General features: G+C 42.8%; 13 protein-coding genes. 8 read left to right on the forward strand and 5 right to left on the reverse strand.

Going from position 1 to position 16,944, the window contains the following annotated elements; all coding sequences use genetic code 11:
- The first annotated feature begins 38 nt into the window (after positions 1-38).
- The 4 genes from FET73_RS00270 to FET73_RS00285 all read left to right on the forward strand — a co-directional run bounded on the left by FET73_RS00270 (position 39) and on the right by FET73_RS00285 (position 7,130).
- On the forward strand, positions 39-1,253 hold the full coding sequence (locus tag FET73_RS00270) for a TraB/GumN family protein (RefSeq protein ID WP_154221929.1): 1,215 nt from the start codon (positions 39-41) through the stop codon (positions 1,251-1,253).
- Positions 1,254-1,268: 15 nt separating this feature from the next.
- On the forward strand, positions 1,269-2,243 hold the full coding sequence (dusB, locus tag FET73_RS00275) for a tRNA dihydrouridine synthase DusB (protein ID WP_154221930.1): 975 nt from the start codon (positions 1,269-1,271) through the stop codon (positions 2,241-2,243).
- 2 nt (positions 2,244-2,245) lie between these two features.
- Positions 2,246-4,948, forward strand: a complete 2,703-nt coding sequence (locus FET73_RS00280) for a DUF349 domain-containing protein (protein ID WP_154221931.1) — start codon at positions 2,246-2,248, stop codon at positions 4,946-4,948.
- A gap of 139 nt (positions 4,949-5,087) precedes the next feature.
- Positions 5,088-7,130: a M13 family metallopeptidase gene (locus FET73_RS00285; RefSeq protein WP_154221932.1), complete on the forward strand. Its 2,043-nt coding sequence runs from the start codon at positions 5,088-5,090 to the stop codon at positions 7,128-7,130.
- Between the two features lie 237 nt (positions 7,131-7,367).
- On the opposite strand, the gene FET73_RS00290 is transcribed toward FET73_RS00285, so the two are convergent.
- Entirely contained in the window at positions 7,368-8,273 is a 906-nt protein-coding gene (locus FET73_RS00290) for a LysR family transcriptional regulator (protein WP_154221933.1), read from the reverse strand.
- Between the two features lie 101 nt (positions 8,274-8,374).
- On the opposite strand from FET73_RS00290, the gene FET73_RS00295 reads away from it, so the two are divergent.
- The 3 genes from FET73_RS00295 to FET73_RS00305 all read left to right on the forward strand — a co-directional run bounded on the left by FET73_RS00295 (position 8,375) and on the right by FET73_RS00305 (position 10,461).
- Positions 8,375-8,953, forward strand: coding sequence for an FMN-dependent NADH-azoreductase (locus FET73_RS00295; RefSeq protein ID WP_154221934.1), 579 nt, complete (start codon positions 8,375-8,377; stop codon positions 8,951-8,953).
- A gap of 41 nt (positions 8,954-8,994) precedes the next feature.
- Positions 8,995-9,921 carry a pirin family protein gene (locus FET73_RS00300; protein ID WP_154221935.1) on the forward strand — a complete coding sequence of 309 codons (927 nt, stop codon included), beginning with the start codon at positions 8,995-8,997 and terminating at the stop codon, positions 9,919-9,921.
- 90 nt (positions 9,922-10,011) lie between these two features.
- Positions 10,012-10,461, forward strand: coding sequence for a VOC family protein (locus FET73_RS00305; protein ID WP_154221936.1), 450 nt, complete (start codon positions 10,012-10,014; stop codon positions 10,459-10,461).
- Positions 10,462-10,579: 118 nt separating this feature from the next.
- On the opposite strand, the gene FET73_RS00310 is transcribed toward FET73_RS00305, so the two are convergent.
- Positions 10,580-12,211, reverse strand: coding sequence for an amidohydrolase (locus FET73_RS00310; RefSeq protein WP_154221937.1), 1,632 nt, complete (start codon positions 12,209-12,211; stop codon positions 10,580-10,582).
- A gap of 122 nt (positions 12,212-12,333) precedes the next feature.
- Between FET73_RS00310 and FET73_RS00315 the strand changes: the two genes are divergently transcribed.
- Positions 12,334-12,792 (forward strand): hypothetical protein, encoded by a 459-nt coding sequence (locus tag FET73_RS00315; RefSeq protein ID WP_154221938.1) that lies wholly within the window; start codon positions 12,334-12,336, stop codon positions 12,790-12,792.
- Positions 12,793-12,843: 51 nt separating this feature from the next.
- On the opposite strand, the gene FET73_RS00320 is transcribed toward FET73_RS00315, so the two are convergent.
- Genes FET73_RS00320 through FET73_RS00330 form a run of 3 tightly spaced genes read right to left on the reverse strand, consistent with a single transcriptional unit; the run spans position 12,844 to position 16,824 of the window.
- On the reverse strand, positions 12,844-13,842 hold the full coding sequence (locus FET73_RS00320; RefSeq protein ID WP_154221939.1) for an SAM-dependent methyltransferase: 999 nt from the start codon (positions 13,840-13,842) through the stop codon (positions 12,844-12,846).
- 34 nt (positions 13,843-13,876) lie between these two features.
- Positions 13,877-15,652, reverse strand: coding sequence for an ABC transporter ATP-binding protein (locus FET73_RS00325; RefSeq protein WP_154221940.1), 1,776 nt, complete (start codon positions 15,650-15,652; stop codon positions 13,877-13,879).
- Positions 15,640-16,824 carry a threonine aldolase family protein gene (locus FET73_RS00330; protein WP_154221941.1) on the reverse strand — a complete coding sequence of 395 codons (1,185 nt, stop codon included), beginning with the start codon at positions 16,822-16,824 and terminating at the stop codon, positions 15,640-15,642. Before FET73_RS00330 ends, FET73_RS00325 begins: the two co-directional genes overlap by 13 nt.
- Between the last annotated feature and the right edge of the window lie 120 nt (positions 16,825-16,944).

Consider the following 16,944-nt stretch of genomic DNA (forward strand, 5'->3'; position numbering starts at 1 on the left):
ATAGAATAGCTCCTTTTTTATTTCTGTAGAGCGCACCCTTGAAAGCTGAATTGAACGCCGAAACGATATTATCTGACCAACCTCACCAATGGGTCACACACCAAGGTGTATCTTTGTGCTTGTTGGGCACTGCGCATGTATCTCAAAAAAGCGCTGATGTAGTACGCGACTTAATAGATACTAATGAGTTTGATGCTGTGGCCATTGAATTGGATGAAATTCGATTCCAAGCTTTGACCGACCAAAACCGTTACAAAAATATGGACTTGGTCAGCATCATTAAAAACAAACAGACCGGTTTGATTGCGACCAATTTGGCCATGAGCGCTTACCAAAAAAGATTGGCCGATCAATTGGGTGTAGAGCCTGGCGCCGAAATGAAACAGGCCATCGAATCTGCACAAGAGCAAAACCTGCCATTATGGAAAATTGACCGCAGTGTGGGCATCACCATGAAACGCACTTGGCGGTCTTTAAAATTCATGGAAAAAATTAACCTGATTTTTGGGTTTGGCGGCTTTTTTGAAAATGAAGAGGTCTCAAAAGAAGAAATCGAAAACCTAAAATCTGGTGACATTTTAGAAAGCACATTCAAAGAATTTTCAGAAAATTCAGAAAACCTATTCCATTCTTTGATTGATGAACGTGACCAGTTTATGGCTGCCAGACTTCAAGAAGCCATCAACGCCTCTCAAAACAAACCACAAAAAGTACTGGTCGTAATTGGCGCAGGGCATTTGTCAGGCACCCACAATTACATGAAAGAAGAAATCAACACGGCACAAAGCATCAAAGCATTAAACACATTGCCTCCCAAAGCCATTTGGGTTAAAGCATTGCCTTGGTTGATTACACTGATCATATTGACTGGTTTCATCTGGGGCTTTTCAAAGAACCCTGACATGGGCTGGGACATGATCAAAACATGGGTTGTTTATAACGGCCTCATGTCTGCTGTTGGCGCACTGCTGGCTGGCGGGCACATTTTGACGATATTGTCTGCCATGGTGGCCGCACCATTCACCTCTTTGAATCCAACCATAGCAGCAGGTATGGTGGCTGCATTGGTAGAAACTATGGTACGTAAACCCAAGGTCCATGATTTTGAGGCTTTACAACAAGATGCCACCCATGCCAAAGGATGGTGGAAAAACCCAGTCACTCGGGTCTTATTGGTTTTTGTTTTGACCAATGTGGGGTCATCTCTGGCAACTTGGATTTCAGGTTTTAAAATATTTAATCAATTGATTTGATGAGCCACTTTTATCATGCATGCTTTTTCAATAGGCCCTTATCACATACCTCACCCAGTCATGTTGGCTCCCATGGCAGGAGTGACTGACCGCCCTTTCAGACAAATGTGTCGGAACTTGGGTGCATCATTTGTGGTTTCTGAAATGCTCAGCTGTGATTTGTCACTATTGAAAACCGCGAAGACACAATTTCGCATGAACCATGAAGGTGAGCCTGGCCCAATTGCCGTTCAAATTGCTGGAGCCGAACCCAAAACTTTGGCTGAAGCTGCCCTATTCAATCAACAAAATGGGGCACAAATCATAGACATTAACATGGGTTGCCCTCAGAAAAAAGTGGCCAAGAAAAAATGTGGCTCGGCTTTGATGGCCTATCCTGATCTGGTTGCAGAAATTTGCCAAGCTGCTGTGACAGCCGTTGACATACCTGTCACATTAAAAACCCGACTGGGTGTAGACAGTGACAACCAAAACATCTTAGAAATTGCTCAAATTGCTGAACAATCAGGCATCAAAGCCCTTTTCATTCATGGTCGCACCAAAGCCCAAAAATTCAAAGGCAGCGCCGACTTTAAGCTCATAAAACAAGCCAAAGCCGCCGTTTCCATTCCCGTCATCGCCAATGGCGACATAGACACCCCAGAAAAAGCTCAAGCTGTACTTGAAATCACTGGATGCGATGGCATCATGATCGGTCGTGCAGCCCAAGGTAACCCTTGGATTTTTAAACAAATCCAGCACTACCTTGAAACCGGCACGCATTGTGCCAAACCCACTCACCAAGAAATTGTCGATGTGATGTATCAACACGTCAAAAACCTCCACAATTTTTATGGTGAATTCACAGGTTGCCGCATGGCAAGGAAGCACATCAAGTGGTTCCTCAAAGGCTTGCAACTTGACCCAATCACCCGCCAAATCATGAAAATTGAACAGGCGGAGGAACAACTGAAGTTCATTCAAAACAATCTAATTCATAAGGTCGCATAATCATGAGTATTTTTAATTGGTTCAACAAACCCAAATGGCAAAGCCCAAACGAACAAGTTCGCCTCACCGCAGTCCAAACAGACAACGATGCGGCATTACTTGATGCCCTGCCACAAATCATCAGCAGTGACAGCAGCATCAAAGTACGCAAAGCGGCCTTGAGCCGGATTGACGATACCCATCAATTGCATCAAATTGCTGAGCAAAACGACCAAACCGAAGTCAAAAAATTGGCACGAAAAAAATGGACACATTTGATGGCCAAAAGCAAAAATACCGATGCCATTAAAAACCTCAATGACAATGAAGCTTTGCTGTATTTGGCAGGTCAAAGTCAACACAGTAAAATGCGACTTCAAGCTGTCAGCCAGATAAATCAACAAGGAACTTTAGGCGACTTGTTACTCAATGAAAAAGACCGTGAAGTTCAGCAAGCCATTTTAGAAAAAATTACACAAGAATCTACTTTACAAAGAATTTCTAAGCCCCTGAAAAAGAAAAATAAATCCCTATATCAAAGCATTCAGTCAAGACTTAACCAAGGAGAAGATTTAAACCAAAACAACAGCTTGGCATTGAAAATATGTAAACAGCTAGAGGCAGTGGTTCATCACAAAGCGACTTGTGATTTAGAAAGCATCAGCAGCCAATGGCAAGCGATTGAAAAAAACTGTGATGCGACATTTAAACAACGCTACAACGGCGCATTTGCTGCCGCAAAGATGATACTCGACCCAGAACATCGTGACAGCTTTTTAAACAAACAAAAAGAACAGCGTGCCAAATCACAGCTGTCAGAAGTCATTAACGCCAGTGACAAATTAACTGATTTAGACCTCAGCCAAATTCAAAGCCAATTAACCAAGTGCCAAACCATTGACACTTCGGTATTGAGTTCAGAAGACAAAAATCAACTGTCATCTGCAATTGATGCTTTCGCTGCCAAAAGAGACGAAAAGATGCAGCAACAACAGGTGCCAGAAAGCGCGACCAAAGCTTATGATGAATTACAAAAAGTACTGGCCCAAGAGATAGTCCAGCCCAACCAACTAAAACAATTCAAAACCCGCTGGCAACAAGCCACTCGCGGCGCACACCCATCAAGCAGCTTGAAATTACTGTCAGACCAGTACGACAGTGGTATCTTGAAACTGGCTGAAAAAGTGGAACAGTCAGCCCAAAAGCGTGATGAAGCTGCTCAACAACTGATTGATATGATTGACAAGGCACAGACTGAAATTAAAGACGGTCACTTGTCAAAAGCCAAAATCATCACAAACCAAATGGCCGCATTGAAACGCACCGCAGGATTCAAGCACCCATTGGTACAAAAAAATAAATACAACATCGACAATGTTTGGACTCAGTTGAAAGAGCTGCGCCAATGGCAGAAATGGAGCAATGACAAAGTACGCCAGGACATCATTGACGAATTGGTGGCCTTGGTTGGTACTGCCACACACCCTGATGCTGTTTTGAAAAAACTGAAAGATTCTAACGAACGCTGGTATGCCCTCGAAGACATGGAAAAATTAGAAGGCGACAAGTTCCCTTCTCGTAACCAAAAAATGTGGCAAGACTTCAGAACCGTTTCAAAAGCACTGTTTGAACCCACTCAACCCTTCTTTGAAAAACGTTCTGAATCACAAAACAGTCATTTGGATGAAATTAAAGCCTGTATTGATGAAATGCTGCAAGTTGAATTAGAAAGCAGCAATGAACGCGACTTGGCCAGAATGACTCGAAATGCCATCAAACACCTAAAATCACTGGATCAAATTCCACCTAAACAACGTGGACAAATGGCCAAGAAACTGCGCAAAGGCATAGACCGAATAGATGGCCAATTGAGCACTTGGTATGATGCCGCTGAAACAAAGAAACGTGCTTTGATTGATCAAGCCATGGCATTACATGATGAAGAAGATTTAGCCGCTGCGATTGAACAAGCCAAGGGTTTACAGGCACAGTGGAAGAAAGCAGGCATAGTCAAACAATACACAGAGCGCAAGTTGTGGAAACAATTCCGCAAAGCCAATGATGCCCTATTTAACAAACGAGATGATGCAAGCAAAGCTCAAAATGAGGCTCAAGCTGCGCACAAAAAGGCGGCACAATCGGCATTAGACAAATTCAATAAAGACCTTAAAAAAACCAAAGACAGCAATGAAATCAAACAATTGAAAAACAACTTGATACATACATGGCAGGCTGAATTTCAAGACATCAAACAGTTGTCTTCAAACTACCAAGCCGCTTTGTCCAGCGCAGATGATGCTTTAAACAAACAACAATCAGCCAAAGTGCTGTCCTCGCTGGATGCTTTAAAACAGTTTGATGTGACTTGTCAGTCTGAGGACTCTGATGCCATTGAAACCGCATTATCGACTTGTAGCGACAGTGAAAAAGCGGCATTTCTAGCCAGAAAAGAAAATGTTGCCGATGACCAGCACTGTGACGAATTGCTGTTACAAGCAGAATTTTTAACAGGCAAAGAAACGCCAAAAGCACATATGGAAGCGCGCATGGCCTATCAAGTCAAAGTCTTATCAGAGCGCATGGCCGGTGAAAAAGTGGCCGGTGAAAGTGAGCAAGCTTTGGCTTTATTAAAATCTTGGTACCTATCAGCCAAGTCGAACAGCTACATCAAGAACAATAAAAAACGCATCAACAGTAACATCAAAGCCCTAGAAGCGTTGTTATAAGCGTTGTAGTCATCAGCCTACCCGACTGTTGAGCCAAAAATGGTTCAACAGTCCAGCCTGATAAGGACTAATGACACATGAATCTAATGCCAAGCAGCTGTAAACTGACTGGCTGAAATTAAACCTAAGTGAGAGGACTATGAAAAAAACCTTATTAGCCACTGGCATCGCGTTAAGCTTGATGTCATTCAATGCACCTGTTGCATTTGCCAAAGAAGCCAAAGCCGTGACGGCACAACAGGTTTCTTCGGGTATCGATTTGAATAACATGGACAAAACAGTCCGAGCCCAAGACGATTTTTACCGCCACATGAACGGCTTATGGTTAGAATCATTTGAAATGCCTTCAGACAAATCAAACTATGGTGCTTTCACAAAACTAGCTGAAGAAAGTCGTGAACACGTAAAAGCCATCATCAATGATGTATCTAAAGCATTGAACGCAGATGGTTCAGCAGAACAAAAAATTGCCGACTTATACAAAACATACATGGCGACAGAAGTCATTGAATCGGCCGGTATTTCAGCGATTCAAGGCGAATTGGATAAAATCCAAGCGTTAAAAAACAATGATGACCTGTCTGAATACATGGGTTATGCTGACATTTACAACACAGCCCCTATCGGCATGTACGTGTACATTGACCAAAAGAAATCTGATGAACACATCGTATACATTGGTCAAAGTGGTTTGGGCATGCCAGACCGCGATTACTACATGAAGGATGACGAAAAATCAGTCAAAATACAAAAAGCCTATGTAGAACATATGGGAAACATGTTGAAATTAGCGGGCATCAAAGATTCAGCTAAAAAAGCCAAAGGCATTTACGCTTTAGAAAAATCTTTAGCCGAAGGTCAATGGACACGCATCCAAAACAGAGATCGCGAAAAAGCCTACAACAAAATGACTTTCGATGAATTTACTGCGAAAGTACCTGCAATGAACTGGGATGCTTGGTTAACCCACACCATGATCGACAAACCAGCTCACGTCGTTGTCACCCAACCGAGCTATTTGGAAACTTTAAACAAAGTATTAGAAAACACCAGCATGGACGCATGGAAAGATTATTACACTTTCCACATGATTTCTAATGCAGCGAATTCTTTAAGTAGTGAATTTGATAAAGAGAATTTCACTTTTTTTGGCACGGTTTTATCAGGTACCACTGAACAAGAACCTCGCTGGAAACGCGGTGTAGATTTAGTCAATGGCATCGCTGGCGAATTGGTTGGTGCGGTGTATGTTAAGCGCCACTTCCCACCTGAAGCCAAAAAACGCATGGTGACTATGATAGAAAACCTGCGTACAGCTTATGGTGACAGCATCAAAGAGCTGCCTTGGATGAGTGAAGAAACCAAAGTCAAAGCTTTAGACAAACTGGCTAAATTTGATCCTAAAATTGGTTACCCTGACGTGTGGCGTGACTACACAAAAATGGACATCAATGGTAAAGACTTGGTTGCCAACATGAAAGAAGCCACGCGCTTTTTAACACACCGCAACAGAAGCAAGATGGGTCAGCCCATCAACCGAACAGAATGGGGTATGAACCCACAAACGGTTAACGCTTATTACAACCCAACCAAGAACGAAATTGTATTCCCTGCAGCGATTCTACAACCACCATTCTTTAACTTGGCTGCTGATGAAGCCGTGAATTACGGTGGCATTGGCGCTGTGATTGGTCATGAAATGGGCCATGGTTTTGACGATCAGGGATCAAAATATGATGGCGATGGCAACTTGAAAAACTGGTGGACTGAAGATGACTTGAAACAGTTCAACAAGTTAACTTCTAAATTAGTTGACCAATACGACGCCTTCACAGTGGTTGACGGCACACATGTTAAAGGTGAGTTCACGCAAGGTGAAAACATCGGTGACTTGAGTGGCTTAGCGATTGCATACAAAGCCTACAAAGCCAACTTCCCAGAAAATACTGTGATTGATGGCTATTCATCTGATCAACGATTCTTTATGGGTTGGGCACAAGTTTGGATGCGTAAATACCGTGATGAAGAGTTATTGAAACGCATTGAAACCGACCCACATTCACCTTCTGAATTCCGCACCAACGGCATCTTGAGAAACTTACCTGAGTTTTACAAAGCCTTTGATGTGAAACCAGGTGACGGCATGTACTTGGCACCAGAAGACCGTGTAAAAATTTGGTAATCAAGTTTTCACAAAAACTAAAAAGAAGCCTCGATTTTTCGGGGCTTTTTTGTGCCTTAAATTCCTAGACTGAACACCCAAAAATAGATTGAAAATCCCCATACGCGCCACACTAACCTAAACTGAATGCAAAAGAGCAACACAACTTGATAACGGCCAAGCTCAAATTTTAAACAACTCAATAATGAACAAGTATTCAAAGCATTCGCGGAATCAAGAAGCAGTCAATAAACGATGTTAACTTTGCCAAGGACAGTCAGTTTCAAAATACGTTACCAGAAAATCGATCAAACACCTGACCCGATAAGTCAGGTGTTTGGTTTCAGGATATAAAGCATAACAACCCAAAACGCGTTCAGGTAACTGGCCTTCAAGCACAGGAACCAGCTCACCAGTCCGTAATGCTTTATAGCAGATAAAATCGGGCAAAAAAATTAAACCTTGCCCCCTAATGGCAGACTGGCAATTGAACTCTCCGTTGTTTGCCCTGATACTGTGTGGCATCTTTAATTGCCATGGTTTGCCATCGGCATCGGCAAATTGCCATGAATCTGGACCACCGCTGTATTGCACAAACTCATGCCCTTTTCTCAAATCTTCTGGGCGCTCAATGACTGGATGTGCGGCTAAATAACCTGGGCTGGCACACAAAACGATTTTGGTTGAGGTCAACTTTCTGGCCTTTAAGGTCGATTCTGATAACTTCGCAATCCGGATGCCCATATCAAAGCCCTCTTCCACCAAATTCACTAAACGGTCGCTGAAGTCTATGTCAAAAACCACATCAGGGTGTTGTTGATTGAACTGCCATATGCCTTCGGTTAAATGACTCAAACCAAAACTCAAAGGCACGGCCATGCGAATCCTGCCAGACAAGGCTTGGTGTTCATCCTTTACTAGGGCTTCTGCTTCGGCTACATCCTCTAATATACGCAAACATTGCTGATAATACGATTCACCAGCAGCCGTTAACGTTTGCCTTCGGGTGGTTCGAGTCAACAAGGTCACTCCCATGTGTTGTTCAAGTTGCTGTAAACGCTTACTGACCACTGATTTGGCCACGTCTAACTGATCTGCCGCGCTAGATATGCTGCCAGCCTCAATGATCCTGACAAAGGTTTGCATGTTTTCTAATGTGTTCATTGTTCTTTTATTGGAAACAGTTATTTAGTATTTTGACACTTTATTGTTATTTTTAGAACCATAAAATAGAATCAATACAAAAGTAAATAAAACAAAAACACATGACACAACACATTTTACAATTAGACAGCAGCGGACAACACGAACACTCAGTAACCCAAAAAGTCACTGCACAAGTAACCGAAGCCATCAAAGTCTATGGACAGGAAAAACAGATACCATCAAATACAGTTAGGCGGGACTTGACAAACAACACACCTTTAATTGATGGTGAGTGGATGCAAGCCAACTTCACACCTGCTGAGCAAAAAACACCCGATCAAATAGAAACTTTGGCGTTCTCTGACCACCTCATCGCTGAATTGAATCAGGCAAATCATTTGGTCATTGGCGTCCCCATTTATAACTTCAACATCCCAGTCGCATTGAAGGCTTGGATTGATTTGATTGCCAGGGCCAAAGTGACTTTCAGGTACACTGAAAACGGCCCTGAAGGCTTGGTGACGCCAAAAAAAGTTTATTTGGTGTATGCCTCAGGTGGCACGCCCATGGGTTCAGCGATAGACTTTGCAACACCCTATTTAAAACACGTACTGAGTTTTATTGGCTTGGATGATGTGACCCTAATCGACAGCAAAGACTTTGATTTAGATACATTCAAACAATCGCTACTGGCATAAAAGGTAATACAGGCAAGGCAATACATAATTAGGAGCACACCATGAACAAATACAAAACAGTAGATCAAGTCTATCAAGGCATCGCGACCTCCGATGGTGATGGTGTCAAACTCACCCGAATTATTGGTATACCGGAATTAAAGCAGTTAGACCCGTTCTTGCTGTTAGATGCCTTTGGCACAGATCAGCCACAAGACTATATCGGAGGCTTTCCACCTCACCCACACCGTGGCTTTGAAACTGTGACGTATATGTTAGAAGGCCGTATGCGCCACAAAGACAGCATGGGCAATGAAGGTGTCATTGGTCCAGGTGATGTCCAGTGGATGAGCGCCGCATCAGGTGTAATACATTCTGAAATGCCGGAACAAGAAGGTGGCTTATTGGCTGGGTTTCAGTTGTGGGTGAATTTGCCGCAAAAAGACAAAATGTCACCACCTAAATACCAAGAATTCACGCAGCAAGAGATACCAGTTGAGCACCAAGCCGGTGGCATCAGCATCAAAGTCATCACAGGAGCCACAGCAAAAACCCAAGGGCCTGTGAATCACCAATGGCGCAGTGAAGCCCAAAGCCATGCTTTGAATTATTGGGACGTGGTGGTGCCTCAAGGTCAAACCCTTGTTGAATCGATTCCGGCCTCACACAATGGTTTTGTTTATGTCATTGACGGTGAGGTTCAGATTGGTGAGAACAGTGAGTTTGTAAAAGGCGGTCAACTGGCCACCCTACTCAATGAATATGAAAGTAATAAATATGAAAGTAATGAATCTGTAGGTAATGAACCTGAAGACAAAGGTAAAGCACAACAAATTAAGGTTAAAACGAATTCAGACAGCCGTTTCTTGCTGGTCACTGGCGAACCATTAAATGAGCCTGTTGTACGTGCTGGCCCCTTTGTCATGAGTACCCATGAAGATTTGAAGCAGGCTTTTAAAGACCATGAAAATGGCGTCTTGGTCAGTTGAATCAAGCATGAAAAAGCGTCATGTTATCAATCCAGAAATTATCGATCCAAAAAACCGCTATAATCATAAGCAATCACTTAGAGCGATACCATGAACAACATCAATATCTATTTACACTTTGAAGGCAACTGCAAAGAAGCCTTTGATTTTTATCAAGCTGTATTTCAAACCGAAATCCTACACACGTCATTATTCAGTGAAATGCCCCAAAATAACGACGGTAACGATCACTGTACAGTGGAAGAAAATGACAAAGACAAAATCATGCACATATCTCTGCCAATTAATGATCGGTTTGTATTGATGGGTTGTGACACCATAGGTAGCCAAACCGAACGACACAACCCAGGTAACAACTTTGCTTTATCAGTCAATCCAGAAACTTTAAAAGAAGCAGAGCGTGTTTTTGCAGCGCTTTCTGATGGTGGCGAAGTCACCATGCCCTTAGAAAAATCCTTTTGGGGTTCTTACTTTGGCATGCTGACTGACCCATTCGGTATCCAATGGATGGTCAATTTCGAGATTCCACAAGATGAATAACAAGCAGTGATCTTTTATATGGTAACAAACATCACTAAACCATAAATCAGCCGCATCATTCACAAGTCAATCCGTCATACTCGGGCTTGACCCGAGTATCTATATCACCTATAAAAAATCACTCTTGTTGATATTCAAACACTTTTTGGCCACCCACCCACGTCTCTAATACTTTAGTTTTCCATATATCTTGTTTGTTGATTTTAAAAATATCTTGATCAACAACAATAAAGTCTGCATATTTACCCACATCTAAAGAGCCACTGAATGATTCAGCATGGGCAGCAAAGGCCGCATTGATAGTAAAACTTTGAAGCGCTTGCTCAACTGACATGGCTTCATCAGCATACCAACCACCTTCGGGTTGATTTTTTCGGTCTTGACGTGTCACTGCGGCGTGCAAACCATAAAATGGATTGATCAATTCAACTGGAAAATCTGAACCCGAAGCCACTACAGCACCAGACTTTATTAACTTTTGCCAAGCGTATGCCCCTTTGATGCGTTCAGCACCCACTCGGTCTTCAGCCATGTTCATATCAGATGTGGCATGGGTGGGTTGAATGGATGCAATGATGTCATGTTGCTTGAATTTAGGAATGTCATCTAAACTGAGGATTTGCGCATGCTCTACGCGATGTCTGAGTTTTGAGGATTTCATATTCGGGCGAGACAACAGCTCAATCACTTCTGCATTGCCTTTATCACCTATGGCATGTACATTAGCCTGAAAGTCATATTGAACCAAAAGACCTAACACCTGCTCAACTTGTTCCGGCGTTTGCACATAAGCACCTTTCATTTCAGGCTTGTCACTGTAGGGTGCTTTTAAAATGGCACCATAACTGCCTAAAGCACCATCCACCATCAGTTTCACAGAGCGAATGATGATGTGGTCATCGATGTTAATTTGACCTTTTTTCAATAACGCTTCAATGCCATCCAAATAGCCAAACAACATGCCATAAACACGGATCGGCATAGCCTCTTTAAAAGCCAAAGCTTGGTATTTTTCATAAACAGTTTCATCAATGCCTGCTTCATGGACAAAAGTCAAACCCACCGACAATAAATCCTTAAAGGCCAGTTGCAAAGCCTTGTCTTTCACCTCTGAAGTGGCCTCTGGCAAATGTTTGGCCACCAATGACATGGCGTTGTCAATCAACACACCCGTAGGTACACCTTCGGCATCTTTGATGATCAGGTCATTGCCTTTGGCTGTTTCTCGATTGATACCGGCAATGGCCAACGCTTTAGAATTAGCCCAAGCCGCATGCCCATCAACGCGACGCAGCCACACAGGACGGTCATTGACCACTTCATCAAGCTGATAACGGGTTGGAAAGCTTTTGCTTTCCCACTGTACATGGTTCCAACCACGACCTAATACCCAAGGCATTTTGGGGTTTGCTTTAGCAAAAGCTTTGACTTTATCTACGGCTGCATTGGCACTGGGCAAATCCCTGACTTCAACCAACATTTTACCTAAGCCATAATTCAAAATATGACCATGGGCATCGTGTAAGCCAGGTAAAACAAACTGCCCTTTACCATCAATCACCTCAGCAAGCTTGGCTTCTTCTTCAGTCGGCGCAATGATTCGACCCGTTTCATTATCAAAATACAGGGAATCAAGTACAGAAAGCTGCTTACCATCATGAGAATAAGCAACAATGTTCTTTAAATGTACCGGTGCAGCAAAAACTGAACCATAAAAAAACGCGATAAAGATAAATGTAACTGCCTTCATAAAACCAAGCCTGAAAAAAAGAATCAGTTTATCATGATTACTCACGGCTGTGAATTTTTGTGAATTCCCTTTAAAATCAGTTTAAAAATGCTATCATGTTGCTTTTTAGAGAGAGGAGAACCATGAAAAAACTAGCGTTAATTACAGCCATAGTAGCCACTTTATCACTCACAGCTTGTAGTGAAGAAGCCAAACAAGAATCACAGGCTCAAGCCAAAGAAGTGAAAGAACAAATCAAAACAACTGCCAAAAAAGGCAAAGAAGCTGCTGTTGATGCCGCTGATAAAGTCGCAGATTCTGCCAAAGACTTAAAAGATGCCACAGTAGAAAAAGCCGAAGAAATTTCAGACGCTACCATGGATAAAGCAGAAGAGTTGAAAGAAGCAACTAAAGAACATGCCAATGATGCCATGGCCAAAGCCGACGAGTTAAAAGATGATGCTTTTGAAAAGGCTGGCGACATGACTGAAGCAGCAAAAGAAAAAGCCAAAGAGCTCAAAGATGGCGCTGTTGAAAAAGCCAACGAATTAAAAGACAAAGCAGAAGATGCCGTTGAAGAAGAAACAGACGGTGACAACTGATTTCACCTGAGTTGTTCGTTATTAAAAAAAGCCGTCAATTTGACGGCTTTTTTAATCGCTTATTTCCTTAACAATAACCCCGGGATTTTCTAAAACCTGGTATTCAAAGTGAATTCGCTTGCCTAAGCATGCAGTCAAATCAACGTCAAAATGTAATGGAGAGGTCAAGCCAGACTGATACGCTGTAATTTCTTTGTCCTTATACACTTGAATCGATGTAAAAATTTGAAGCAAACCAGATAAATCCAAATCATCAGGCACAGCAACCACTGCTGCAGGTATCACGTCACAATCCATGCTTTCCAATCCATCAATTAACGTTTGATCAAATTTGAAAACAGCACCTAAGTCGCGCCGAAAACTGTCCTTGTTTACGTGGTTTTGGCTGAACTCTATTGCAGGATCAACCCATATTAAGGACAATGTAATTGACTCAGGTACCAGTTTAGCTTGCGGATGGTTTTGCATGATGTGACGACATACGGCGACCTGAGGTTCTTTCTGTAAAGCCGTTTGCATCACTTCTACCAACACCACATCTGGCGCATCGGACATATCTGTCAAACAATTCATCGCATCACCACAAATTAAATTGACAGGCTGATCATCTAAAGACAAAGCATCCAAAATTGCATTGACTGATTGAATGGATTCCTCATGAATATCGATGACAGTGAACCTAACACCTTGACCTTTAAATTTAACCAGCAAAGGAATCAACAACACAGCCAAAGGGCCACAACCCACATACAGCAGGTGAACAGATTCATGCCCTTGGTCAAGTAAATCCTCTACAGCAGCATGAGCACCCCGAATGAATTGAATCGTTCTGACGTAGTCATCCGTACACCTGGCTGCATTACTCGGCGAAATGGCCAAACCATGTGGTGTCAGTGTTTCACCAGCTGCAATCCCCTCATCTGGGCAGGCATTAAAATCACTGACATTCAATAAAATATTTTTTAATGCCATCACCTCAGGCCGCAACTGACTGGCAGGCCTACTGAAATTTAATAAATCAACAACACATTGATTGAGTTCGCTGTTCAAGCCCACCTTTCCCTCACCTCTAAAAACGTCAAAATCAAAGGTTTACCCCGCCTGTCTGAATGGCCCATAATTTTTGATACCTTCCACCTTTTTGAACCAATGAATCGTGGTTGCCAGACTCAACAATCTGCCCTTGGTCAATCACATGAATTTGATTCGCATGCACCACTGTCGATAATCGATGGGCAATCAAAACAATCGTCCGTCCCTTGGCTATTTTCTTCAAAGATTTCTGAATCGCAGCCTCTGTTTCATTATCAACCGCAGAAGTCGCTTCATCTAAGATTAACAGCGGTGGATTTTTCAATAAAGCCCGAGCCAATGCGATGCGTTGTATTTGGCCTCCTGACAGTTTAACACCCTGCTCGCCGACTTTGGTTTGATAGCCTTGATCTAATTGTTCAATGAACTCATGCGCTTCGGCCAATTGCGCCGCTTCTATGATTTCTGCCTCAGTGGCTTGGTCATTACCGTATTTGATGTTCTCAAAAATACTCGCATTGAATAAAAATGTGGCTTGAGAAACCAAGCCAATTTGCGACCGCAAGGACAACATATTGATGTCTTGGATCAAATGACCGTCTAATTTGATGCTGCCAGTTTGGCTGTGATAATAGCGCATCAGCAGTTTAATTATTGTGCTTTTACCAGAACCGGTTTGGCCAACAAATGCCACGGTTTCGCCAGCTTTCACGTGTAAGTTGATGTTTTTCAGTGCCGGTTCGGCCTGCGAATCATAAGTGAAATCAACCGCATCGATATCAATGGCACCTTTAAGCGCTACATCTTGTGACTGATCGTGATCCTTGATGTGAATCGGCTCATTCAATAAACCCAAAATTCGCCTTGCTGAAGCCATGCCACGTTCATACAAATCCATGGTGTTGGCCAAATCCCTGAATGGCCACAACAACCTTTGTGTCAAAAACACCAAAACACCGTAAGCACCCACGGCCAAATCACCGTTCAATGTATCCAAACCACCAACAATAAATGTTGCCAAAAATCCAGTCAAAATCGCCATCCGAATTACTGGTGTGAATGCCGAACTGACTTTAATCGCCGATTCATTGGCTTTCATATATTCGGTACTGATGTCAGCGATGCGTTGCTTCTCAAAAGACTCTTTGGTGAAGCTCTTGATGGTTGCCACACCTGATAAATTATTATTCAAAGCCTCAGCAATTTTCCCTGCTTTTTCACGCACCAAGGCATACCTCGGCTCAGCTTTCCTTTGGAAATAAAAGGCACCAAAAATAATCACTGGAATTGGTGTGAAAGCCAACAGCGCCAACTTGGGAGAAATCAGAAAGAACACCGCACCCACTGCCACGACTGATGTGACCACTTGCAAAATGTCATTGGCACCAATATCCAAAAATCGCTCCAACTGATTCACATCATCATTGAGGATTGATGTCAGCCTGCCACTGGATTGGTTCTCAAAGAATCGCATGTCCATGCGCTGGATATGGGCATAGCAATCAACCCGAAAATGGTGCTGAATCTTTTGCGCCAAATCACGCCACAAACGCATATAGAGGTATTGAAAAGTGGATTCACCTGCCCAGATGAAGAACGTCAAAACACCCAATAAAAACAATTGATGCTTGGGGTTAGCAATACCCATGGCAGCAACAAATGAATCTTCCTGGTTAATCACCACATCGATGGCGATACCAATCAAAATCTCAGGCGCAATGTCGAACAGTTTATTAACAACAGAACAGATGCTGGCCCAAACAGCCTGTCGTTTGAAGCCTTTGCCGTAAGATAAAATTTTACTTAAAATCACCGTTATTCGCTCCATTCCAAGACATCATCACCAGACTCAACCGCAGACAACAAAGCCGCAAAAAACATTTCAATTTCGACATCGCTTATTTCATTGGTACTTTTATCTTTGGTACTTTTATCTTTGGTACTTTTATCTTTGGCACTTTTTTCTTTGGCACTGGCCTCATTGACATCATTGACCGCATGATGGCTCACCACCTGAATTTCTGTAAAAACCCAATCGTCATCCAACCTTTCAAACGGCTTACACAAAACCATATCGAACTGCTGCTCACACTTTAGCAATTCGGCATTCAACTGTTGAAGCGGTGCTTTGAGTTTAATTTGAAAGCCATTACATTCAGGCTTATCCATGACCAACATCTTGAAATCAATCAGCACTTCACTGATTGCTTTTGTTCGTTCAACCCAATCAGGAATCTGTGGTAAATTCTTGTCCAAACCTTCCAAGGCCGTAATCAAAGAAGGAAAAGCCGTCCACATGTTCGATCCCAAACGGTCACGCCACACAGCACATGATGACAACAAATCGTCATCACCTAACAACAAAGCACCAGAAACTGCCCCAATGCCCTTATAAAGGGACACATAAACCGAATCAAACAAAGCCGCAATGGCTTCAAAAGATTTGCCATAAAAAGGTGCCGACTCCCACAAACGCGCGCCATCCATATGAAAATGCACACCCTCTTCATCACACCATTGGCGCATCTTGAGTAACTCATCCCAAGGTGTCAGCTTGAAACCCGCCCGACGCAAAGGCAACTCAACCACAAGCACTGCTACATCATTTGAGAGCGTGTACAAATCAGCAGCATCAAAGGGCTTGCCAATACCACCCAAAACCACACCTTCCAAACCCATCAAAGCCTGATAAGCATCCTGTTCATCTTGTGCAATGTGCGATTGTGGATGCACCACCACACGATTGTTCTTCTTGGATTCGCACACGGCTTTCATCAAAGCCAGTTGACAAGTGGTGCCCTTGTTAAAGTACATCGCATTGGGCTTGGCAAACAATTCTGAAACACGATGTTCCAATAAGGTCACCAGCGGCCCATTGTTGTACCTGTCCACAGACACGTCCACGTATTGTGATTGACCCATCACTGCCAGCCATTGCTCATGTGACAAGCTTTGCATTCCTAAATAGCGCATGTGGTATTTTGTGTTAACGGAAAGCATTAATTATACGCACCAGACCCTGAAATAACTATGCAGCCATGCGCATTAGCCTTAATAAATTCCTTCCCATTTACCCAGGCTGTATTTTGTTATAGAATAATTGACTTCCAAACCATTCAA

The organism is Marinicella rhabdoformis, from assembly GCF_009671245.1.
Classification (GTDB): Bacteria; Pseudomonadota; Gammaproteobacteria; order Xanthomonadales; family Marinicellaceae; genus Marinicella; species Marinicella rhabdoformis.

Excerpts from the sequence above, each read along its gene's own strand:
- dusB (WP_154221930.1), top strand. The coding sequence starts at position 1,269 with ATGCATGCTTTTTCAATAGGCCCTTATCACATACCTCACCCAGTCATG.
- FET73_RS00280 (WP_154221931.1), top strand. The coding sequence starts at position 2,246 with ATGAGTATTTTTAATTGGTTCAACAAACCCAAATGGCAAAGCCCAAAC.
- FET73_RS00285 (WP_154221932.1), top strand. The coding sequence starts at position 5,088 with ATGAAAAAAACCTTATTAGCCACTGGCATCGCGTTAAGCTTGATGTCA.
- FET73_RS00290 (WP_154221933.1), bottom strand. The coding sequence starts at position 8,273 with ATGAACACATTAGAAAACATGCAAACCTTTGTCAGGATCATTGAGGCT.
- FET73_RS00295 (WP_154221934.1), top strand. The coding sequence starts at position 8,375 with ATGACACAACACATTTTACAATTAGACAGCAGCGGACAACACGAACAC.
- FET73_RS00300 (WP_154221935.1), top strand. The coding sequence starts at position 8,995 with ATGAACAAATACAAAACAGTAGATCAAGTCTATCAAGGCATCGCGACC.
- FET73_RS00305 (WP_154221936.1), top strand. The coding sequence starts at position 10,012 with ATGAACAACATCAATATCTATTTACACTTTGAAGGCAACTGCAAAGAA.
- FET73_RS00310 (WP_154221937.1), bottom strand. The coding sequence starts at position 12,211 with ATGAAGGCAGTTACATTTATCTTTATCGCGTTTTTTTATGGTTCAGTT.
- FET73_RS00315 (WP_154221938.1), top strand. The coding sequence starts at position 12,334 with ATGAAAAAACTAGCGTTAATTACAGCCATAGTAGCCACTTTATCACTC.
- FET73_RS00325 (WP_154221940.1), bottom strand. The coding sequence starts at position 15,652 with ATGGAGCGAATAACGGTGATTTTAAGTAAAATTTTATCTTACGGCAAA.
- FET73_RS00330 (WP_154221941.1), bottom strand. The coding sequence starts at position 16,824 with ATGCTTTCCGTTAACACAAAATACCACATGCGCTATTTAGGAATGCAA.